Source organism: Bacillus sp. SORGH_AS_0510, from assembly GCF_030818775.1.
Taxonomy (GTDB): domain Bacteria; phylum Bacillota; class Bacilli; order Bacillales; family Cytobacillaceae; genus Neobacillus.
In genome coordinates, this window is the sequence record NZ_JAUTAU010000001.1 from 3,410,755 (window position 1) to 3,430,898 (window position 20,144).

Consider the following 20,144-nt stretch of genomic DNA (forward strand, 5'->3'; position numbering starts at 1 on the left):
ACATCGTAACACACTTTTTAAAAGCAGTTGAACATCAAATAAGTATAAACAAAAAAAACCTTTTCTATGCGTTTTGAATAACGAAAATATTATATCCAATTTTCTTCCAAAGTTGAAAGATCCTTCTTGTAACATTACAAATGGTTAACGGTTTATTTACAAACGACAAATTACCCCCAAATTCGTGTTAGGCTTAATCGTAGTTTATTTTTGAAATAAAACTAAGGAATAAGGTGAAAACATGATTTCTAATTTTGATATAGGCATTGATTTAGGAACTGCTAATATATTGGTATATAGTAAAAATAAAGGAATTGCACTTAATGAGCCGTCTGTTGTGGCCATCGATACTGAAACGAAAAATGTAGTAGCATTTGGCCTTGATGCGAAAGAAATGATTGGTAAGACCCCTGAAAAGGTTATTACTGTCCGTCCTTTAAAAGATGGGGTCATCGCTGACTTCGATGTTACTACTGACATGCTTAAGAATGTCTTGAGAAAGGCTTCGAAAAAAATGGGCTATGCCTTCCGTAAACCGAATGTAGTGGTTTGTATTCCATCCGGTTCGACAAGCGTAGAACGTAGAGCAATCCAGGATGCGGTTCGTAATGCTGGCGCCAAGAAAATCTCTCTTATCGAGGAGCCTGTTGCGGCAGCGATTGGAGCAGGTATGCCTGTAGATGAACCTGTTGCAAACGTGGTTGTTGATATCGGCGGAGGTAATACAGAAGTCGCGATTATTTCATTTGGTGGTGTCGTTGCCTGCCATTCAATCAAAGTTGGTGGAGACCGCTTAGATGACGATATTATTCAATTTGTCCGTAAAGAATATAATGTGTTAATCGGGGAAAGAACAGCCGAAAACATTAAAATGGAAATCGGTTATGCGTTAGTCGATCATGAAGAGCGCTTCATGGATATCCGCGGCCGTGACCTTGTGTCTGGATTACCAAAAACTATTAAACTATCATCATATCAGGTGCAGAATGCTCTAAAAGAAGCCCTTCTGCATATTTTAGAAGCCATCCGGGCGACACTTGAAGACTGTCCAGCCGAGCTTAGCGGTGATATTGTAGACCGTGGAGTAATTTTAACTGGCGGTGGTTCGTTGTTAAATGGGATGGAAGAATGGTTAAGCAAGGAAATCGTTGTTCCCGTTCAATTGTCACCTAATCCACTTGAATGTGTAGTAGTGGGAACAGGTAAGGCCCTTCAGTATATGAATAAGCTACAGGTAGCTGTGAAATAGTCTGTGTTTTTAATGTAGTATTAGGCTACAGGACGTGTCCTCTGGCCTAATACTTTTTTTGCTTTTTGTAGATATCCTTTAATTTTGTGTAGATATATCCCAAATTCGTGTAGATATCCGTTGATTTTGTGTAGATAAATTTAAAATTTGTGTAGATATCTCTTTATTTCATGTAGATAAATCCCAAAATTGTGTAGATATCCTTTAATCACTAATTGTCTGGCTAAACACAAAAAAGAACATTCCAACTAAGGAATGTTCTTTTTTACATTTACATAACCCTTTTAAACATTTTTTCCATCTCATATACCGAATAATGAACAATAATCGGTCTGCCATGCGGACAGGTGAATGGATCAGAAGCTTTTCTTAGGTCATCCAACAGAGCTTGGATTTCATCGTTTCGTAGATGTCGATTGGCTTTTATCGATGCTTTACAGCTCATCATAATCGCTGCTTCCTCACGCAACTTTTTAATATCTACCTTTTTCATGGATAGAAGCTGTTCAATCATCTCTTCAATGATTTGTTTCTCCTCGCCTTTTGGAAGCCATTGCGGATGGGAGCGAACAATAAAACTATTCATCCCAAACTCCTCCAGAAAGACCCCGACCTTCTCCAATTCATGCTGATGTTCATTGATTTTCATATATTCATCCGTAGAATACTCAAAAGTTAACGGAACGAGCATATCCTGTAATTCAGGTTCTACTTGTCCTACTTTTTCACGAAAGTATTCATATTTTAGCCGTTCTTGGGCCGCGTGTTGGTCGATGATATATAAACCATTTTCGTTTTGAGCAAAAATATAGGTTCCGTGCATTTGCCCGATTGGATATAAGCGTGGCACACGACTTTCGGGTAAATTGCTTTCTGTTGAAATTGGTTTATCTTCAAAGGGAACCTCAGTCGGATCATTCGTTTCCTGTAATTCTTCGTCTGCTTCATCAATTACACGGGAACTCTCATACCCCGCTGAGAATGGATTGACAGACGCCCATCCTATCGATTCACTAATTCGATCAGATTGGAATGGTTCTTTGGGAACATTACTTGCTTCAATTGACTGTGGCCCATAGCTCCTTTCAACCGGAGCACCCCATTGCTTTTGCACATTCGTTGGTTCACTAGCTGGTATTGTCCCCTCATCCAACACGAAAGCCGTTTGTTCAGACTTCTGATCTTCCTTTTTAACAGGAGTATAAGCGGTAGGAATTAGCACCTTAGATTTAAATGCATCTTTGATCATCGTTGTGACCAAATCATTTAATTCCGCTTCCTTACTTATACGAACTTCCATTTTTGAAGGGTGAACATTTACATCGACTAGAAGTGGGTCCATTTCAATATTAAGAAGCACAATCGGATATCGACCGATTGGGAGTAAGGTATGGTATCCCTCTTGTATGGCTTTCGCCAATGGATAGTTCTTAATAAACCTTCCATTAATCATGGTTGAGATATAATTTCTCGATGCCCTTGTTACCTCAGGCATAGAGACGAAACCAGTAATTTTGTAGTCCAGTGAGGTTCCGCTGACCGGAACTAACTGCTTCGCAATGGCTAATCCATAAATAGACGCCAACACTTGACGAACATCGCCGTTTCCGGTCGTTTGCAGGAGCTTTCTGTCATTATGGATCAGACGAAATGCTACCTCCGGATGAGAAAGAGCAAGACGATTTACCACATCCGTAATATTACCTAACTCGGTATGAATGGTTTTCATATATTTTAGGCGGGCAGGCGTATTGAAAAATAAATCGGTAATCGTGAGATCGGTTCCCCTTCTACTCGATGTTTTTTCAAACACCTCTACCTTACCGCCTTCAATCACTACTCGGTTACCGGCACCCTCACCTGTAGAGGTCTTCATTTCAAGTCGGGAAACAGAGGCAATACTTGGTAGGGCTTCTCCACGGAATCCAAGTGTACGGATGCGGAATAAATCATTTTCATTTTTTATTTTACTAGTGGCATGGCGTTGAAAAGCAATAAGAACATCTTCTTCCTCAATCCCATGACCATTATCGGTAATTCTGATTTTAGCCAGTCCTGCTTCCTCTACCTCAATTTCTATCACGGTACTTCCAGCATCGATGGCATTTTCCACAAGCTCTTTTACAACAGAGGCGGGGCGTTCGACTACTTCTCCCGCCGCAATCTTATTTGATAGGGCATCATCTAATTGAATAATCTTCCCCATACGGTTCGCCTCCTTTTTCTCTTACCCTTTTAATTTTTTCTGCAAATTATAGAGCATGTTAATAGCCTGTAATGGTGTCACATCTAATAAATCTAGTTCCTTTATTTTATCCAACACTCTTTTTTCTTTCGTAGATAGTTCCTGCTTTTTCGGTTCTTTCGGTTCATCAAAGAATGATAGTTGTGCAGGTTGTTCTGCTGGTTTCTCTTCTATCATTACAGCCTTCTTAGCTGGAACAGCTGGTACATCAGATTGCTCAAGAGCTGTTAAGATTTCATTTGCTCGATTAATTAGTTCTGTAGGAAGTTCTGCCAGCTGTGCAACATGAATTCCATAACTCTTATCAGCCGGGCCTTCTTTAATTTTATGAAGGAAAACAACTTTCCCATTATGTTCAATTGCACTAACGTGAATGTTTTTCAGCTTGATTAGCTCTTCTTCTAACACCGTTAATTCATGATAGTGGGTTGAAAATAGGGTCTTAGCGCCAATCCGTTCATGAATATATTCAATAATCGCCTGCGCCAATGCCATACCATCGTAGGTAGAGGTTCCACGGCCGATTTCATCGAATAAGATTAAACTGTTTTGAGTCGCATTCGCAATGGCATTTTTCGCCTCAAGCATCTCCACCATAAAGGTACTTTGGCCGGAAATTAAATCATCGGCAGCCCCAATACGAGTGAAGACCTGGTCAAAAATTGGCAGAACCGCCTCAGATGCCGGAACATAGCAGCCGATTTGCGCCAGGATGGCGGTCAATGCAATTTGACGCATGTACGTACTTTTACCAGACATATTTGGTCCAGTGATCAATAGTACTTCACGGTCGCTATCCATATAGCAGTCATTTGGCACATATTCTTGGGCGTTAAGGACCTTCTCGACAACAGGGTGACGTCCTTCTTTAATCACCACACGACGCTCGGTCGAAAACTCTGGTTTCACATAACGGCGCTCCTCACTAACCTGAGCAAAGCACTGAAGAACATCTAACTCACTGACGATTTTCGCTAATGCTTGTAAACGAGGAATTTGTTCCTTTACGATTTCGCGAATTTCAGTAAACAATTCGTATTCCAGCTCACCGCATTTTTCTTCCGCCTGTAAAATCAATGCCTCTTTTTCTTTTAATTCTGGGGTAATAAAGCGTTCTGCATTCGCTAAAGTTTGCTTTCGCTCATACTGCCCTTCTTTTAATAGTGAGAGGTTCGCTCGCGTGACTTCAATATAATAGCCAAACACGCGGTTGTAACCAATCTTCAACGATTTAATCCCCGTCTTTTCACGTTCTTCACGCTCTAATTGAGCAATCCAAGTCTTCCCGTTCCTGCTGGCATAGCGGTATTGATCCAATTGCTCATGATAGCCGTCACGGATGATATTGCCTTCTTTTAACGAAAGCGGCGGATTTTCAATGATGGCTTGCTCTAGTAAATCAGCCACCTCTTCACATGGGTCAAGCAGTTCAGCCAATTGATTCACATGCTCATCCTGCATTGATTGCAGGATTTGTTTTAAAAATGGCACTTGCAATAAAGAACGTTTTAATTGCACCAAATCACGGGCATTCACATTGCCAAATGCTACTCGTCCTGCTAATCTCTCTAAGTCATATACTTCTTTAAATTTTTCACGAAGCTCTTGGCGTTCGAAAAAGTGACTCATCAGAACTTCTACAATCGTTTGCCGATGCTTGATGAGAGCCAGGTCAATTAACGGACGGTCAACCCAGTGCTTCAGCATCCTTCCACCCATAGCCGTCATAGTTTCATCCAGAAGCCATAATAATGAACCCTTTTTCCCCTTAGAACGGATCGTCTCCGTTAATTCAAGGTTACGTTTCGAGTAATAATCAATTTTCATAAATTGATGGGTTTGGTAAGTGGTAACAGGCTGAAGATGGTCAAGACTTCTTTTTTGTGAACGATATAAATAGTTAAAAAGTCTTGCCGCTGTTTGCTTCAATTTATCCTGATTTAAATCCTCAAGCAGATGGGAAAATGTCATTTCTACTGAACTATTATCCTCAAAAGAAATGGCTAGTACATCACGCTCACGCATTTTCTTTTGCAGTTCGCCATCAAAGTCACTGGACACAACTACTTCCTTAGCACTTAAGACCGACAGCTCGTTAAGAACCTCTTCAAAATAATTAGAAAGCAAGGTCACCCGGCTTTCCCCTGTTGAAATATCGTTGAAGGCAAACCCGTAAGTTTGGTCATCAAATGCGGTTATGGAAGCAATATAATTGTTTTCTTTATCGTTTAAACCTTTGCTATCCATCACCGTTCCAGGAGTAATTAACTGGACAACTTCCCGTCTGACCATCCCCTTGGTTTGTTTTGCATCTTCCATTTGCTCACATATCGCTACTTTGTAGCCTTTTGAAATAAGCTGTTCAATATAGTTAGGAGCCGCGTGATATGGTACACCACACATCGGAATTCGGTCTTCACTGCCGCCATCCCGGCTCGTTAATGTAATTTCTAATTCTTGTGATGCCTTAATCGCATCCTCGAAAAACATTTCGTAAAAATCGCCTAAGCGAAAAAATAAAAAGGCATCTTGATAATCTGCCTTGACTGTTAAGTATTGTTGTATCATCGGCGTATAAGCAGCCATAATGACCTCCACTATTAATTTCATTTCGATTTCTTTCGACATATTATTATATCATAACCAGGGAGTGTCAGGCACTCGTTGAATTTTTGGCAAATAACTAGAATCATACTTTTTAATTTCCATAATTTTATTTTACTTTGTCCTGTTTTTCGACGATTTCCGAAATTCATCCATGATAAACTTTTCATAAGGGATGGTGGGATGATGGAATGGTTTGGCCGAAGTAATAAAAACTATGACTTTGACATGTTTTCGACGAGTCATTTTATCGTAGTTGCGATTTTAATCATTGTGTCCGTCTGTATATTTCTCTTTAGAGATTCTCTGAAAAATAAGAAGATGCGGCGGGTTGAAATTGGCTTTGCTATTTCACTAATTATAATAGAAACAACCTATCATTTTTGGATGATCACTAATGGCAGCTGGAATGTCAGTCACGCCATTCCACTTGAGTTGTGTAGCATCAGCCTGATGTTAACCATCGTACTACTGCTTACAAGGTTAAAAATCATCTATGAGATTTTACTATTTACAGCTTTACTTGGGGCATCACAGGCATTATTAACACCCTTATTAAACTATGACTTCCCACATTTTCGTTTCTTTCATTTCTTCTACACTCACTTAATGATCATTTGGGTGCCCTTATATTTCACCTGGGTGCAAGGTTATCGCCCGACAATCTGGTCGGTGGTAAAACTGTTTGTATTCTTAAATGTGTTAATGCCTTTTATTATGTTCATCAATAAATTAGTTGGCGGGAATTATATGTTCTTAAGCCATAAACCAGACAGCGCGAGTTTGTTGGATGTGCTTGGTCCATATCCGTGGTATATCTTATCGTTAGAGGGATTGTTAATCTCATTAAGTTTAGTCGTTTGGGTCATATTCCGTGAAAAGGCTGTAAAACAACCAGAAATATCCAGAAACCTACCCATTCACTAACGTTAATATTGACCTTTTTTGATTAACTGAGTATAATAAATTACGTTCCTATTAAGGAATATATATTAAGTCCCAATAGCTCAGCAGGATAGAGCACGATCGAATACGCTTCTTGAATCTTCTTCAGCGTACTGATCGAGCCACTTCTTGAATAATCTTTCTGAGATCAGGACGACAGTTACTAATTTTGAGTAGCTAACATCACATTGTCCCAATAGCTCAGCAGGATAGAGCAACAGTTTCCTAAACTGTAGGTCGGAGGTTCGAATCCTCTTTGGGACGTCAAAAAAGCCTTGAAAATTCAAGGCTTTTTTCTTTTGAATTTTTTTCTGAATCTTAGACAAATGGTCCTTCACTGGTATAATTCGCCGCTTTTCTCGCTCTTAAGAATCGGACTAAGTTTAAAACAATTGTTTTTGAGACCGCATAGGTCGGAACAGCCAAAACCATTCCTAGGACACCTGCAAGATTGCCTGCTGCCAACAGAATGATGATAATTGTTGCCGGGTGCGTATCCAGTGATTTACCTAAAATCATCGGAGATAGGAAGTTCCCTTCAATTTGCTGTGCCACAAGAATCACGACTATTACTAATAAAGCTTTCGTTGGTGAATCAAAGAAAGCCACCAGTACCGCTGGCGCACCGCCAATAATTGGCCCTACATATGGGATAATGTTGGTGAAGGCTACGATTAGTGCCATAATTAATGCATAGCGTAAATCGATAATTGCATATCCGATAAAGGCTAATGTTCCTACAGCCAAGGCGACCACTACCTGCCCCTGAATGTATGCTGAAAGTGTCTCTCCTGTTTCTTTCAACGTTTTTAATGCCTCATCCCGGTATTCAGCTGGAATGAACTTAGATACGGCTATTGGAAATTTTTGTCCATCCTTAAACATGTAAAATAATAAAAATGGAACAGTAACAAGAATAATTGCGATATTCGTGACGATGCCAAAGAAGCCCATAATCACGTTCGTAAGTGTGTTTGGCAAGGTATTAGCATACTTCACTAAACGTTTTTGCACGTTATCGATTATTTCACTCTGCTTCTCTTTAAAGTTTTTAAACTCTGAAGACTTAACTACATCACTAACAAAATCAGTCGTCTTATGTGCAAAGCCAGGCAAATCATTGGCAAGTTCGGTTGCCTGTTTCGAAACAGCTGGAACCAGGCTACCTATTACCACTGCAAGAAGACCTGCAAATACAACATATATGACCAATATTGCTGCTACCCTCGGTAGTTTTTTGCGTTCCAGAAAATTCACAACCGGATTTAAAAGAAAATAAAGGAACCCGGTAATTAGAATGGGAAAGAACACCGTCGAGAAAAACACCCCGATAGGCTGAAACATAAATGAAATCTTGGTTGATACGAAAATAATTGATAAAATAAGCAAAATTTGAATTAACCAGAATTGAATTTTAGATTTTGACACGGAATGTACCTCTTGCCTTCATTATTTGGAAAAATTATATCAAAATTTTGGGATAAAATACAGTATTATCAATGTGTTACATTCCAAGAACATTGTTTATTATTTAAACTTAGTCCAATCATACATTTTTTTCCTTTGTTTTTTCACCCGCTCTCCCTTTTTACTTTCCACCTGCTTTTCTTTGTTAAAATGCATGATAAAACCACAATCTTCACAAATATAGGAATATATTTGTGATGGCTCTGGAAGTCTATTTAATGGATTATCCTCTTCAGATTCTAAATAAAATTTTATTTTCGCTTCAGATTTAACGTTCCATCTTGTATCCTCATCAAATTTTTGATATTCCGCAACAAAAAATCCTTTTCGAAAATGTACCCCATTACATACAAGGCATTCAACTTCATTAATATTTTTTTTCATTTCAGACACCTCCAGTAAATTTTATGAAGGCAGCCTATGTCCCAAAACCAAAAAAGTCACGCGCATATTTCACGTGACCATCTTTTATTAATCTAGTAATTCTAAGACACTTTTCGTATCAATAACTGTGGCAAATTCCTCGTGCAAGCTGACGAGAGCCAAGTTGTGGATTTCTTCAGCACCGTACAGCTTTCCGTCAAAACTTACTCGATCGAAAGTAGCGGTAGCATCTGAGACAATGAATGGAGTAAAGCCGAGATTTTTTGCCATACGTGTTGTAGTAGAGACACAATGATCGGTAGTTAATCCTACAATAACAAGTGTTTCAATTTCATATTCTCTTAAGTACGTTTCCAATTTTGTACCGATAAAGGCACTGTTTACGTTTTTCACGATGATAGATTCCTCTGGTAGTGGTGAAACGATCTCTTTAATATCACGTCCAGGATGGTGAGCCAACGCTGGATTACTTATGTGTTGAACATGAATGACAGGTCGATTTGATTCTCTCCATTTGTTTAACAATAAGGCCATATTTTCTTCGGCGTTTGGATTGTTTCTTCTACCATGGTTTGGATCATCAAAATAATTTTGCACATCGATTAATAATAAAGCGGTGTTTGCTGAAATTTTCATAATAACTCCTCCACATATTTATATGAATCTATTCACAAAATCCCATGAGCCTTTTTACATTGTTTGCATTTTCCGTTGACGTCAAAAGTTCAAGCATGGTAAATGCTACATCGAATGAAGTGGCCGGGTTGAATGATGTAATAATGTTTTTATCGATGACGATACTTTGATCCGGAATCACATTCACTCCCAATTCTGCTAATTGTACTTGCCGCTTCCTATTACTCCGATTATAGGTCGTAGCATTTCTTCCTTGTAAAACACCGCTTTTTCCAACCACTAATGAACCGACACAGATCGCTGCAATGATTTTTCCCTGATTATCAAATTCGCGGATAAATTCAAGTACATCGGAGCCAAAAGCATCCTCATAAAAGCCTGCTTGTTCAAAACCACCAGGTAGGGCTAATGCATCAAACTCATGTGCAGAAACCTCCGATAACAACCTTTCTGGCTTAACGATTAAATTCCAAGTACATTTCAATTCCTCTCTTGTCCCCACTGTCACTAGTTCAGTTGATCCCTCGCTTACGTCTTTATTCCAGCCAAACACATCTGTAAACACACTTGCTTCAACAGCTTCAAAGCCATTCGGTAAGAGTAAACATATTTTTTTCATATCTCTCATCTCCTTAAATGAATTGTATGTTATAATTTACCATTAGTAAAACTGAAATAACTAAACTTTAAGTTCAGAATTTCTGATAATAAAATAGAATGGGGAATCATACATGGAGATTCGTCAATTACAAACGTTTAAAGCTGTTGTTGATTTGAATAGCTTTACAAAGGCCGCACAAACACTTCAGTACTCTCAAGCCTCTATTACATCTCATATTCAGCAGTTGGAGGACGAGATTGGCCTTCCTTTATTTGACCGGCTGGGGAAACACATCCAACTTACGATGGTTGGCGAGGAATTGTATCATTATTCTGTAGAATTACTAGCGGTCTTTTCGAAGATTCAACATATATCCACCAATGATAGAACATTGAAAGGCGAAATCCGCATTGGTGCAGCCGAATCGATTACTGTATACAAGTTAGGCACAGTTCTCTCACAGTATAAAAAGTTATGTCCTGAGGTTACGTTTTCACTTATTAATGATGATTGTCTTCCACTTAGGGAGCGGCTCTATTCCGGTGTGATAGATATTGCCATTACTTTAGAGCCTAAGGTAAATGACCCAAATTTAATCACCCAAGTCTGGTCCGAAGAATCCTTAGTTTTTGTCGGGGAAAGAAATCATTCCATAAAAGCCATTGAGGAAGCGACTGAAGAATGTTTTATTTTCAGTCCGAAAAGTTGTGCCTTAAGGAAATTTTTCGAGGGTTATTTAATTCGAAAAGGGATTAGTACCCATAATCATTTGGAGTTTAATAGTATGGAGGCAATGAAACAGTGTGTTGTAAGCGGGTTAGGCATCAGCTTAATGCCATCCCTAAGTGTAGAAGCATTATTGCGAGAAGAAAAAATGAAGGTAATCGAGTCAGCTTCAGAAAAACCCGTGTTCTATGCGCAAATTTCTTATCATAAAAACAAGTGGTTGTCGAAAGCTCATCGGAAGTTTATTGAGATGGTTTTGGAGGAAGTTAAGTTATAAAATCATAGACTATTTTTAAAGCTCTACTTCTTATAAATATAGGGTTCACTTGTGGGGTGCACGAAGACAAATTGACAGATGAAATGGCATGTAAATTGGCGCATGCCATTTTTGTTCGTTGAGACGAGTTCATAACGACTGAAGCGTTAAGAAAATCAGGTCTCTAGTCGTTTAGGAGGGGTCATAACGACCAAAGGGCTAAAAATATCAGGCCTTCGTTCATTTAGAAGGGTTCATAACAACTGAAGCGTTAAAAAAATCAGAACTTCGGTGGTTTAGATCAAAAGAGCGCATATACAATTTATTGATTTAGTAAAATAGACTATCATTTCCGCTGCCAAAACGTGGTCAGTAACCTCTTAAGTGAATCCTTTATCCATATAAAATAGAGCTTTTCCTTTATTGACCCATAGAAAAATTAGTAATGCTACTGATAGTACATAAGAAACATTACTTACACTAGGATGGGTATCTTGGTTTTTCACACCAATCCCAATTAAAGCCCAACAAAATACCAAAACATAATAAGGATCATTTTCCTTTTTGTAAAAAATCCCTGCCAGTATTGCTGCGACCCAAAGCATAATAACGGTCCACATAACCGCTGAAAGTCCCCAGCCATTCCATTGAATATAAACCAGGTAATAGCTGATATTTGCAATCAAAGCTACACTAATCCATCCAAGGTAGATGGAAAAAGGGATGATATCTATTTTGGATGGGTGAAAACTCTTTACTTTTTTATAAAGAAAAATAAGAGTAACCAAAAAAGCAACCATGACTAAAACCGTATAGAAAAAGTACTCGTAATGCCATAAGAAAATCCATAATATATTTAGGGCACATGTCAGCAAAAAGAGTCCGCTCGTTGATTGGTATAAAGGCAGATTTCTTCGGTTCTTTGGCAGCTGTCTAATTACCCAGATAAACAGTAATAAGTAAATAAGTCCCCAAATACTAAATACATAGCCTGCTGGTGTAAATAATACATGTAACCTATTAGAAATTTCACCTGTAGTCTGTCCGTTAAGCGGCAAAATATTAGCTAATGCATTAACCGTGACAACCAATAAAAGACCAAGTAAATTGAAAACGAACCGAATCATCTTACTCCCCCTTATTTTTTCACCAGATTGTATGCCTCTAAAGCTCTTTCTCTTGCAAAAACATGTTCAACAATGGGGAATGGATAGGAGGTACCTAGCTCCACCCCTGCCTCACGAAGTATCGTTTCAGGTGCCGTCCATGGACTAAAAAGGTATTTAGTTGGCAGATACTTCAATTCTGGTACCCATTGACGAATGTAGTCGCCAGACTCATCAAATTTTTGTCCTTGGGTAATGGGATTAAATATTCGAAAGTACGGTGCTGCATCAAACCCACAGCCTGATACCCATTGCCATCCCATTGAATTATTGGCCAAGTCTGCATCAAGCAATGTTTCTTCAAACCACGAAGCCCCTCTTTGCCATGGGATCAATAAATGCTTTACTAAAAAGGAGGCAGTTACCATTCGGACACGATTATGCATCCAGCCGGTTTCCCATAATTCTCTCATCCCTGCATCAATGATTGGATAACCCGTTCTCCCTTCTTTCCACGCTGCCCATTCATCTTCCCGCTCCTCCCAAGGGAAAAAAGCGAATTCCTTTCGGAGAGGAGAATCAATCATTTCCGGAAAAGAAACTAGCTGATGGTACCCAAATTCTCTCCATACTAATTGTCTTAAAAACCCATCAATATCCTTTTGCCTACTATAGCTAGAATTCACTTTCTCTTGTTCCCTTACTTGATGCCAGATCCATCTCGGACTAATTTCTCCCCAGGTTAGATGGGGAGACAATCTTGACACATGCTGAACATATGGATAGTCCCTTTTTGTAGAATATCCCGACAGCCTTTCTTCAATAAATTGTTCCCACTGAGCGATTGCTCCCTTTTCACCCGGCAACCACTTCTCTTTAAATTTTTGATACCAATCTCTAGTTGTCAATAAACCTAATTCATCAATATTTAACGTTTTAACTTGGTCATGTGTACTCGAAAGCGTAGCGGGTAAGATTTTGGGGAGTGGAATGGGCATCTGTAAACACTTCTTCCAGAAAGAAGTAAATACTTTATAGGGTTGCCCTTGATTATTGACTATTGATAAAGGTGGGAATAACAGATTCGAATGAAAGGCTTTTACCATTATTCCTTTCTCTTCTAGTGCTTCTTTCATCTGTTGATCACGTAGACGAATCCTTGGCTCGTATCTTTCGTTAAAAAACACTGCCTTAGCACCTGTTTCCTCAATCAACTCCTTAAGTATAGGAAGGGTCCTGCCTTTTCGAATAATTAACTTTGATCCCCGGTCTTGTAATGCTCGATTTAATTCTATAAGGGAATGGTGGAGCCACCACGAAGCGGCTTCACCAACTACCTTTTTTGTTTCTTCCTCAGGTGACCAGATAAAAACAGGAACAATAATTCCTTGCTTAATTCCTGACCATAATGCTAAATTATCTTGAATTCGCAAGTCTCTGCGAAACCAAATGATTATTTTACTTTGTTGCATTTGTCTCTCCATCCCGTTTTATACGAATACCTCATCTAATGTGTGAGTTAAGTGAATATACTGTAGCTGGCTTCTGTTTGCCAGATATGTTACGGCCCCAGGTCCCCCTATGTAAAACTGAGTCTTCTTACAATCAGAGGCAAACCTGTCAAGCTTAGTTATTATCGATGGGTCCTGTTCAAAAGGAAAAGTCGTGGTAGCTGACAAGATCACTTTATCTGGCTCCAATTTTTGAACCGTCTTTTCAATGGACCCTTCTGCTGGGGAAGCACCTATTAAAATCGTTTTCCATCCCTTTAACATAGCTTGAATAAGGAGGATAAGAACTGGAACTTCGTGTTGTTCGTACGGCAAACAGGCACCTAAAAGGGTGGGGGCATTTTCCCTGTACTTAAAATTTCTCCTCAATTGCACAAGAAAATCTCGGACTGTTAGGCTTGCAAGCGATTCTTGATATTCCCCCCATTGTCCCTTTTCCCATCGATTTCCTACCTCGTGTAAAAACGGAATCACTACAGATTGAATGAAAAATTCCAACCCTTTTTGATGATAGGCTTGTTGGAGAATGAGATTCATTGCGGATTCATTACAGTGGGTACCTTCCTTAAGTAAATCAAGCACAAATTCATTTAACTCTTCATATTGATTTTTCTTTTTCCAGCCAGCATCCAATAGACTATGATCGGCTGGAGAACCGCCCTTCTCTACAAGATATGCAGCTTGTTTGACGGTATGTCCCTGGTCAACCAATCCTTTTACTTTCATTATGGTATTAATATCTACATCACTATATATCCGATATCCATTTTCTAATCTTTCAGGCGTAACAATTTGATATCTTTCTTCCCATTTACGAATGACCTGTTTTGACAATCCTGTAATTTCAGATACTTGTTGGATCGAATAGGTTGCATTTTCGATATTCATCTCTATTTATTTCATCCTCTCGGCATGGTGGAAAAAACTTCTCATGACTATTTAGTCCAGTATATACCAAGCTATAACCTTGTACAACGCTAGAAAAATAACTATACAAACATTTGACATACCTCAATTAACTAAAGATAATAAAAGAAAATCCATTGTGGTGGAATAAGGAAATGAGGGCATCCATTGGAAAAACGACAAGTATATAAGGCGATCCTTGCTGGGTTGATTTCTGGTGTGTTTTTGGGTTTATTTTTGAAAGTGGTTGAAGTAACAACTTCTATAAAAGTTTATACTTTGTTGTTAAATGTGGACTATGTTCCTATCCTCCAACATTATAAGCTACCTGAAATCATTGAATTTAGTATCCATTTGTTCATTTCGGTTGTTATTAGCATAAGCTTATTATTTATCTTTAATAAAAAAAGTCTCCCCACCATTAAAAGAATCCTACTCGTAATCCTATTAAGTTTAGTAATCGGAGTCCTACTTTATCCTACAACTGCTTTATCAAACCGTACCCCATCCTTAACCAATCTTCCCGCTTTCGGGTATTGGCTTTTGGGCCATTCCTTATATGGTGGGCTATTAGGATTTCTATTAAAAAATAGGTAACTTATAGTCTTTTAATCCACTTTGTATTTTTTAGGCTGTCAATTGAATCCGTTCCAATACCAAACATGGCAGCCTTTAATTCCCATTCTAATTGCGTAAATCTCTGAATCAATGAATCAACAGACTCTAGAAGGATGGACCTTCCAAATCCAACTAAGTCTGCACCAAGGGCAATGGCCTTGGCAGCCTCCACTCCATTTTTTAAGCCACCGCTTGCAATGGTCGTCCCCATTGCTGATTGGCTTTTCACATCTATAAGACAATCAGTAGTAGAAAGCCCCCAATCTTTCAAGGCCTCTGCAACAGCTATTTTCAGAGAATCACTCGATCGTAGTTTCTCCACTTGACTCCAACTTGTTCCTCCTGCTCCAGCCAAATCGATAAAAGATACCCCTGCTTCAAAAAAACGTTTTGCCAACACACCATTAATCCCCCAGCCTACTTCCTTAATGCCAATGGGAAGAGGGAATTCTTGACAAAGTACCTCTATTTTCTTAAAAAGACCTTTAAAGTTTGTATTCCCTTCAGGCTGTATTAGTTCCTGGAGACTATTGAGATGAAGAACAAGTGCATCCGCTTCAGACATATCCACTACTCGCTTACATTCGTCAATACCAAATCCATTGTTAAGCTGAACCGCACCTATATTTGCGATAATAGGAATGTCCGGGGCATATTTTCTGACTTGAAAGGTGTACACTTGGGCAGGGCTTTCTACAGCTGCTCTAGCGGAACCTAACCCTAAAGCCCATCCCTTCTCTTGTGCAGCCTGAGCCAAGTTTTTATTAATTGAATATGCCATCTCTGTTCCTCCAGTCATGGAGCTAATTAAGTACGGCATCTTTATTCTTTTTCCTAAGAAAAAGGATTCTGTGTTAATGTCTGAGAAATTTATTTCTGGCAAGGCTTGATGAATAAATCTGAATTGCTCAAACCCAGTACTGATTCCCCTGCCAGTTACCTCCTCATGTAAACAAAGGTGAATATGATCGTCCTTTCTTTGATTGATATCTGTATTTGTACCCAAAACGTATTTTCCTCCCTTCTAAACACTATGGTATGTTATTAGGCTTCAATAGAATGAACCGCTTGTTGGTCGGAACCTTGAAGAGTTCCTAAAAGAATCAATTTCTTTTTCTTATCACTCACGATTGCTCGTTTTGTATACACTTGATATTCATTTTGTCTTACAGCTTCCATAATTGCTGCATAATAACCGGCAGCTAATTTTATTGCGAAGGCACTCTTTTCAGGATAGGTATCAATGTTTTCTAATCCCCTTGAAAACCATTCCTCAGCCACATTCATCAAACCAGTCAGCATACGTTTGAAGCGAAAATTGACGATCCTCGTATCAAACTCTGCTTGTGAATAATGATATTGATCTAACCATTGTCTCGGTATATAACGACGTCCCCTATGTTGATCTTCTCCTACATCCCGGATAATGTTCACAATCTGCATTGCTTTTCCAAGATAGACTCCCGCAAGTTCCACCTCACTTGAAGGGTGGTCATGAAGAACAGGCAGAAGCATCTCCCCAACAGAACCTGCGACTCTTTCACAGTATAATTCGAGTTCTTCCATTGTTTCATAGTGTGTTAGAGTAGCATCCATTTTCTGACCGGATATTTGCTTAAAAAAGGGGGCCTTTGAAATAGGAAAACTGCTAAAAAGCCACCTTAAACATGGCCAGATAAAATGACCTTCTGCACTATCCAAATGATCGAATAATGTTTCTAATTCGCTTAATGTATAAGGGGAGGATTCCGGCTCATCTACAGAGTCATCAATCATTCTACAAAATGCATAGATTACAAACACTGCTTCTTTTCTTGGTGAAGGCAAAAATCGAAAAGCTGAATAAAAGCTTGCAGAATGCTTTTTCATCAATTCCTCACAGGCTGAAATTAAGTTTGAATCAATCACACTCTCAACTCCTTTTCTATTAGCTCACTTAATAGTCGCGCCCCTTGTAGAACAATCGGTATTCCACCGCCAGGGTGGATAGAGGCACCCACGCTGTACAATCTATCAATCTTAAAAGGTGATATCTGCGGTCTAAATCCTCCTGATTGAAATAAACTAGGGGCAATTCCAAAGCTTCCCCCTTGATATAAGCCATCACGAATGGAATCTGCCGGGGTCCTAATCTCCATCCATTCCACCGCTTTTCGCAATCCTGGAAAATGTTTTTCTGCTCTTGTTAACACCTGCTCAGCCAGCATTGGTCCTGATGTTTCCCAATCAATTTGCTCTCCTGATGGAACTGGAATAAGAAAATAGAGAACACTTTCCCCTGATGGAGCTGCTTCATCCTCTAATGCAACTGGATTAAAAACATAATAGGATGGATCTTCAGGTACTTTTTTCGTTTTAAACACTTCCGTCATATTTTTTTCAAAATCCTTCGGCAAAAAGAATTGGTGTGCCTTTGCCTGCGGAAATCTCTCGGACACACCAAGATAAACCAACACACAACCAGAGGAAGGGATAAATTTCTTCCCCGTTTTCTTTTTTTCGATCAGGGTATACAAATGAGGAAAATCGCCATTAAAAATAACAGCATCATAGAGATTCGTTTTGTTATCCACAGACAAACCTTTGCATACGTGTTCCTCAATCAGCAGGCGGTCCACTTTTGATTGGAGTTTTATTTTAACTCCTTGCTTTTTACAGGCACTTTCTAGTATCGGAATAAGACTCGCGTATCCTCCCTTTAAATACCAAATACCATGGGCATGTTCACTATAAGAAACTAATCCGTATAATGCCGGCACTTCATACGGCGATCCGCCAATATATAAAGATTGTAAAGAGTAAGCCTCTTGAAGTTTAGGATGAGAAAAATATGAGGCATTAAAATTCTTTAAGGTTTTGTATGCTTTGGATTGTGCTAAAAGTTTAATATTTTCTATCGTTAAGAAGTCTTGCTTCCCTTTAAATGTCTTGCCCAGAAATGCTTCCATCCCTAATTCGAAGACGGTAGCCATATCTGAAAGGTATTTTAATAGATTTTTTGATTCCCCAGGAAACTTCAACTCTAATTCTCTAAGCTGTGTTGGTAAATCTCTATACTTCGTAAACGTTGTACCATCATGAAAATGAAGATCATATAATGGTTCACACGGAAGCAACGGAACCTCTTCTTTCGGTATCCCAGCCTCTTCTAAAACACTTAACAAAAGTTCCGGTAAAAGGACGATCGTTGGCCCCTGGTCAATTCGGTAGCGGCCGTTCTCTTGGTAGGTCAGTCTGCCACCTACATGGTTTTCCTTTTCATAAATGGTTACTTGGTGTCCCTTTCTGGAAAGGAGCAAGGCAGATACTAACCCACCGACCCCTGCACCTACAATGGCTATATCCATAATTCAGGCTCCCTCCGGTCTAAAGCTTGTTGCTTCTCTTTATTCATGGTAGTAGTTTCCATATATTGATGGTTTAATAGAGTCGCACTGATTTTGGCTGATTCAAAAATGGTTGGTAAGCCACTGCCAGGGTGGGTTCCTCCTCCTACCAAGTAACAATGGTCTACATCCTCAAATTTATTATGGGGACGGAAGTACATCATTTGACTAAGGTTGTGAGCAAGACTAAACGTTGCTCCTTTATAGACGTATATTTCGTTTTGCCAATCAAGTGGCGTAATGATTTTTTCCACTTCAATATGCGCTCTAATATCTTGTAATTCAGGCTCTTGTTCAAGACGAGACAGGATCTTTTCCCTTATACCTTGCTTTTGTTCCTCCCAATTAATATCTGACTGTAAATTAGGAACTGGCATAAGCACATATAAAGCTGACTTACCTTCTGGCGCTAAAGTTGGGTCAAGCTTTGATGGATTGTGAACATAAATGGATGGATCTTCAGATAATTTCATCTCCTTGGTCATCTCGTCTACGTTCTGTTTATAATCCTCTGCAAAAAGAATAGTGTGATGCGGCATATGCAACGGTTTATCAATGCCCAAATACAGCATAAAAGTGGAGCAAGAAAGTTTCTTTTTTTCGAGATTCTCTTTGCGATATTTCTTTAAATCACTTTGTTGAAAAAGGTTAGTTGCTGCATGGCCGAAATCAGCATTAATTATGACATCATCTGAAGGAACCACTTCTCCGTTTTCAAGAAGAACTCCTACTGCCTTCTTCTCCTTAACCAACACTTGCTTAACACCAGTTCCCGTATAAATTTTCCCTCCATACTCCTTAATCACTTTTGCCATTGCATCACACAGCTGATTCACTCCTCCAATTGGATGAAACAATCCATAACGGTGTTCTAAATAAGAAAGAATGGTAAAGGTTCCCGGACATTCCCAGGGTGACATCCCCAGATACTTTGCTTGAAAGGAAAAGGCCCATTTCAGCCTCTCATCATTGAAATAATTAGATAAACGGCCATAAACGGTATCAAAAGCATTTAATTTTGGGAGGGCTGACACCATATTTCTTGTAATAAGATCGGTTATTTTTGTAAATGGCTGTTGAAGCAACTTAGTTACCCGTTCAAACTTTTCACCTTCGATCTTCATGAATTGATCGTATCCAGCTCCATTACCAGGGAATATCCTTTCCATTTCGTGAATCATTTCTTGATAATTTCGCGTAGGTGAAAATGATAAATTATTAAATTTCAATGTATATAATGGATTGATTTCTTGTATCTCAACGTAGTCTTGTAATTGGCGTCCCGACATCTGAAAGATTTCTTCCAGAATGCTTGGCATCATAAAAAAGGTGGGTCCTAAATCAAAGTTGTAGTCTCCCAAAGTTAATCGGGAAGTACGCCCTCCAATATAAGCCTGTTTCTCATAGATCACTACCTCATACCCTTTAGCTGCCAGTAGCATGGAAACAGCTAATCCTCCTGGTCCTGCACCAATGACTGTTACTTTTTTACTCTTGCTCAAGT

Annotated in this window: 17 protein-coding genes and 1 tRNA gene; 5 read left to right on the forward strand and 13 right to left on the reverse strand. The window is 39.1% G+C overall.

The features are described from left to right. The first annotated feature begins 241 nt into the window (after positions 1-241). Positions 242-1,249: a rod-share determining protein MreBH gene (gene mreBH, locus QE429_RS17460; protein ID WP_307288756.1), complete on the forward strand. Its 1,008-nt coding sequence runs from the start codon at positions 242-244 to the stop codon at positions 1,247-1,249. Between the two features lie 271 nt (positions 1,250-1,520). Here the strand turns inward: mreBH and mutL are convergent, their stop codons facing one another. Further along, complete coding sequence (gene mutL / locus QE429_RS17465; protein WP_307288758.1) at positions 1,521-3,455, reverse strand: DNA mismatch repair endonuclease MutL; 1,935 nt, start codon at positions 3,453-3,455, stop codon at positions 1,521-1,523. Positions 3,456-3,476: 21 nt separating this feature from the next. Further along, positions 3,477-6,080: a DNA mismatch repair protein MutS gene (gene mutS, locus QE429_RS17470; RefSeq protein WP_307288760.1), complete on the reverse strand. Its 2,604-nt coding sequence runs from the start codon at positions 6,078-6,080 to the stop codon at positions 3,477-3,479. A gap of 201 nt (positions 6,081-6,281) precedes the next feature. On the opposite strand from mutS, the gene QE429_RS17475 reads away from it, so the two are divergent. Then, complete coding sequence (locus QE429_RS17475) at positions 6,282-7,025, forward strand: YwaF family protein (RefSeq protein WP_307288762.1); 744 nt, start codon at positions 6,282-6,284, stop codon at positions 7,023-7,025. Positions 7,026-7,233: 208 nt separating this feature from the next. After that, positions 7,234-7,307, forward strand: a tRNA-Arg gene (locus tag QE429_RS17480). 54 nt (positions 7,308-7,361) lie between these two features. On the opposite strand, the gene QE429_RS17485 is transcribed toward QE429_RS17480, so the two are convergent. The 4 genes from QE429_RS17485 to QE429_RS17500 form a co-directional block, all read right to left on the reverse strand. Further along, the gene (locus tag QE429_RS17485) at positions 7,362-8,471 is read right to left on the reverse strand and encodes an AI-2E family transporter (RefSeq protein ID WP_307288764.1); all 1,110 of its coding nucleotides are present in this window, start codon (positions 8,469-8,471) and stop codon (positions 7,362-7,364) included. A gap of 99 nt (positions 8,472-8,570) precedes the next feature. Continuing rightward, complete coding sequence (locus QE429_RS17490; RefSeq protein WP_307288766.1) at positions 8,571-8,894, reverse strand: hypothetical protein; 324 nt, start codon at positions 8,892-8,894, stop codon at positions 8,571-8,573. An 87-nt stretch (positions 8,895-8,981) separates the two neighbouring features. Further along, on the reverse strand, positions 8,982-9,524 hold the full coding sequence (locus QE429_RS17495; protein WP_307290871.1) for a cysteine hydrolase family protein: 543 nt from the start codon (positions 9,522-9,524) through the stop codon (positions 8,982-8,984). Positions 9,525-9,558: 34 nt separating this feature from the next. Continuing rightward, positions 9,559-10,149 (reverse strand): DJ-1/PfpI family protein, encoded by a 591-nt coding sequence (locus QE429_RS17500; protein ID WP_307288767.1) that lies wholly within the window; start codon positions 10,147-10,149, stop codon positions 9,559-9,561. Between the two features lie 112 nt (positions 10,150-10,261). Here QE429_RS17500 and QE429_RS17505 point away from each other — a divergent pair, with 112 nt between their 5' ends. Further along, positions 10,262-11,134, forward strand: coding sequence for a LysR family transcriptional regulator (locus QE429_RS17505; RefSeq protein ID WP_307288769.1), 873 nt, complete (start codon positions 10,262-10,264; stop codon positions 11,132-11,134). Between the two features lie 359 nt (positions 11,135-11,493). Here QE429_RS17505 and QE429_RS17510 read toward each other — a convergent pair whose 3' ends face one another. The 3 genes from QE429_RS17510 to QE429_RS17520 are packed head-to-tail and all read right to left on the reverse strand — an operon-like array spanning position 11,494 to position 14,618. Continuing rightward, entirely contained in the window at positions 11,494-12,240 is a 747-nt protein-coding gene (locus QE429_RS17510; RefSeq protein ID WP_307288770.1) for a TspO/MBR family protein, read from the reverse strand. A gap of 11 nt (positions 12,241-12,251) precedes the next feature. Beyond that, complete coding sequence (locus tag QE429_RS17515; RefSeq protein ID WP_307288772.1) at positions 12,252-13,691, reverse strand: cryptochrome/photolyase family protein; 1,440 nt, start codon at positions 13,689-13,691, stop codon at positions 12,252-12,254. 18 nt (positions 13,692-13,709) lie between these two features. Continuing rightward, on the reverse strand, positions 13,710-14,618 hold the full coding sequence (locus QE429_RS17520; RefSeq protein WP_307288773.1) for a MerR family transcriptional regulator: 909 nt from the start codon (positions 14,616-14,618) through the stop codon (positions 13,710-13,712). Positions 14,619-14,804: 186 nt separating this feature from the next. Between QE429_RS17520 and QE429_RS17525 the strand changes: the two genes are divergently transcribed. Beyond that, positions 14,805-15,233, forward strand: a complete 429-nt coding sequence (locus tag QE429_RS17525; protein ID WP_307288774.1) for a hypothetical protein — start codon at positions 14,805-14,807, stop codon at positions 15,231-15,233. Between the two features lies 1 nt (position 15,234). Here QE429_RS17525 and fni read toward each other — a convergent pair whose 3' ends face one another. The 4 genes from fni to QE429_RS17545 are packed head-to-tail and all read right to left on the reverse strand — an operon-like array spanning position 15,235 to position 20,142. Beyond that, positions 15,235-16,260 carry a type 2 isopentenyl-diphosphate Delta-isomerase gene (fni, locus tag QE429_RS17530; RefSeq protein ID WP_307288776.1) on the reverse strand — a complete coding sequence of 342 codons (1,026 nt, stop codon included), beginning with the start codon at positions 16,258-16,260 and terminating at the stop codon, positions 15,235-15,237. Between the two features lie 38 nt (positions 16,261-16,298). Next, positions 16,299-17,162, reverse strand: a complete 864-nt coding sequence (locus QE429_RS17535; protein WP_307288778.1) for a phytoene/squalene synthase family protein — start codon at positions 17,160-17,162, stop codon at positions 16,299-16,301. Further along, positions 17,159-18,601: a phytoene desaturase family protein gene (locus QE429_RS17540; protein WP_307288780.1), complete on the reverse strand. Its 1,443-nt coding sequence runs from the start codon at positions 18,599-18,601 to the stop codon at positions 17,159-17,161. The genes QE429_RS17535 and QE429_RS17540 overlap by 4 nt, the downstream gene beginning before the upstream one ends. Beyond that, positions 18,592-20,142 (reverse strand): phytoene desaturase family protein, encoded by a 1,551-nt coding sequence (locus QE429_RS17545; RefSeq protein WP_307288782.1) that lies wholly within the window; start codon positions 20,140-20,142, stop codon positions 18,592-18,594. Before QE429_RS17545 ends, QE429_RS17540 begins: the two co-directional genes overlap by 10 nt. Positions 20,143-20,144 lie beyond the last annotated feature (2 nt).

Excerpts from the sequence above, each read along its gene's own strand:
- mreBH (WP_307288756.1), top strand. The coding sequence starts at position 242 with ATGATTTCTAATTTTGATATAGGCATTGATTTAGGAACTGCTAATATA.
- mutL (WP_307288758.1), bottom strand. The coding sequence starts at position 3,455 with ATGGGGAAGATTATTCAATTAGATGATGCCCTATCAAATAAGATTGCG.
- mutS (WP_307288760.1), bottom strand. The coding sequence starts at position 6,080 with ATGGCTGCTTATACGCCGATGATACAACAATACTTAACAGTCAAGGCA.
- QE429_RS17475 (WP_307288762.1), top strand. The coding sequence starts at position 6,282 with ATGATGGAATGGTTTGGCCGAAGTAATAAAAACTATGACTTTGACATG.
- QE429_RS17490 (WP_307288766.1), bottom strand. The coding sequence starts at position 8,894 with ATGAAAAAAAATATTAATGAAGTTGAATGCCTTGTATGTAATGGGGTA.
- QE429_RS17500 (WP_307288767.1), bottom strand. The coding sequence starts at position 10,149 with ATGAAAAAAATATGTTTACTCTTACCGAATGGCTTTGAAGCTGTTGAA.
- QE429_RS17505 (WP_307288769.1), top strand. The coding sequence starts at position 10,262 with ATGGAGATTCGTCAATTACAAACGTTTAAAGCTGTTGTTGATTTGAAT.
- QE429_RS17510 (WP_307288770.1), bottom strand. The coding sequence starts at position 12,240 with ATGATTCGGTTCGTTTTCAATTTACTTGGTCTTTTATTGGTTGTCACG.
- QE429_RS17515 (WP_307288772.1), bottom strand. The coding sequence starts at position 13,691 with ATGCAACAAAGTAAAATAATCATTTGGTTTCGCAGAGACTTGCGAATT.
- QE429_RS17520 (WP_307288773.1), bottom strand. The coding sequence starts at position 14,618 with ATGAATATCGAAAATGCAACCTATTCGATCCAACAAGTATCTGAAATT.
- QE429_RS17540 (WP_307288780.1), bottom strand. The coding sequence starts at position 18,601 with ATGGATATAGCCATTGTAGGTGCAGGGGTCGGTGGGTTAGTATCTGCC.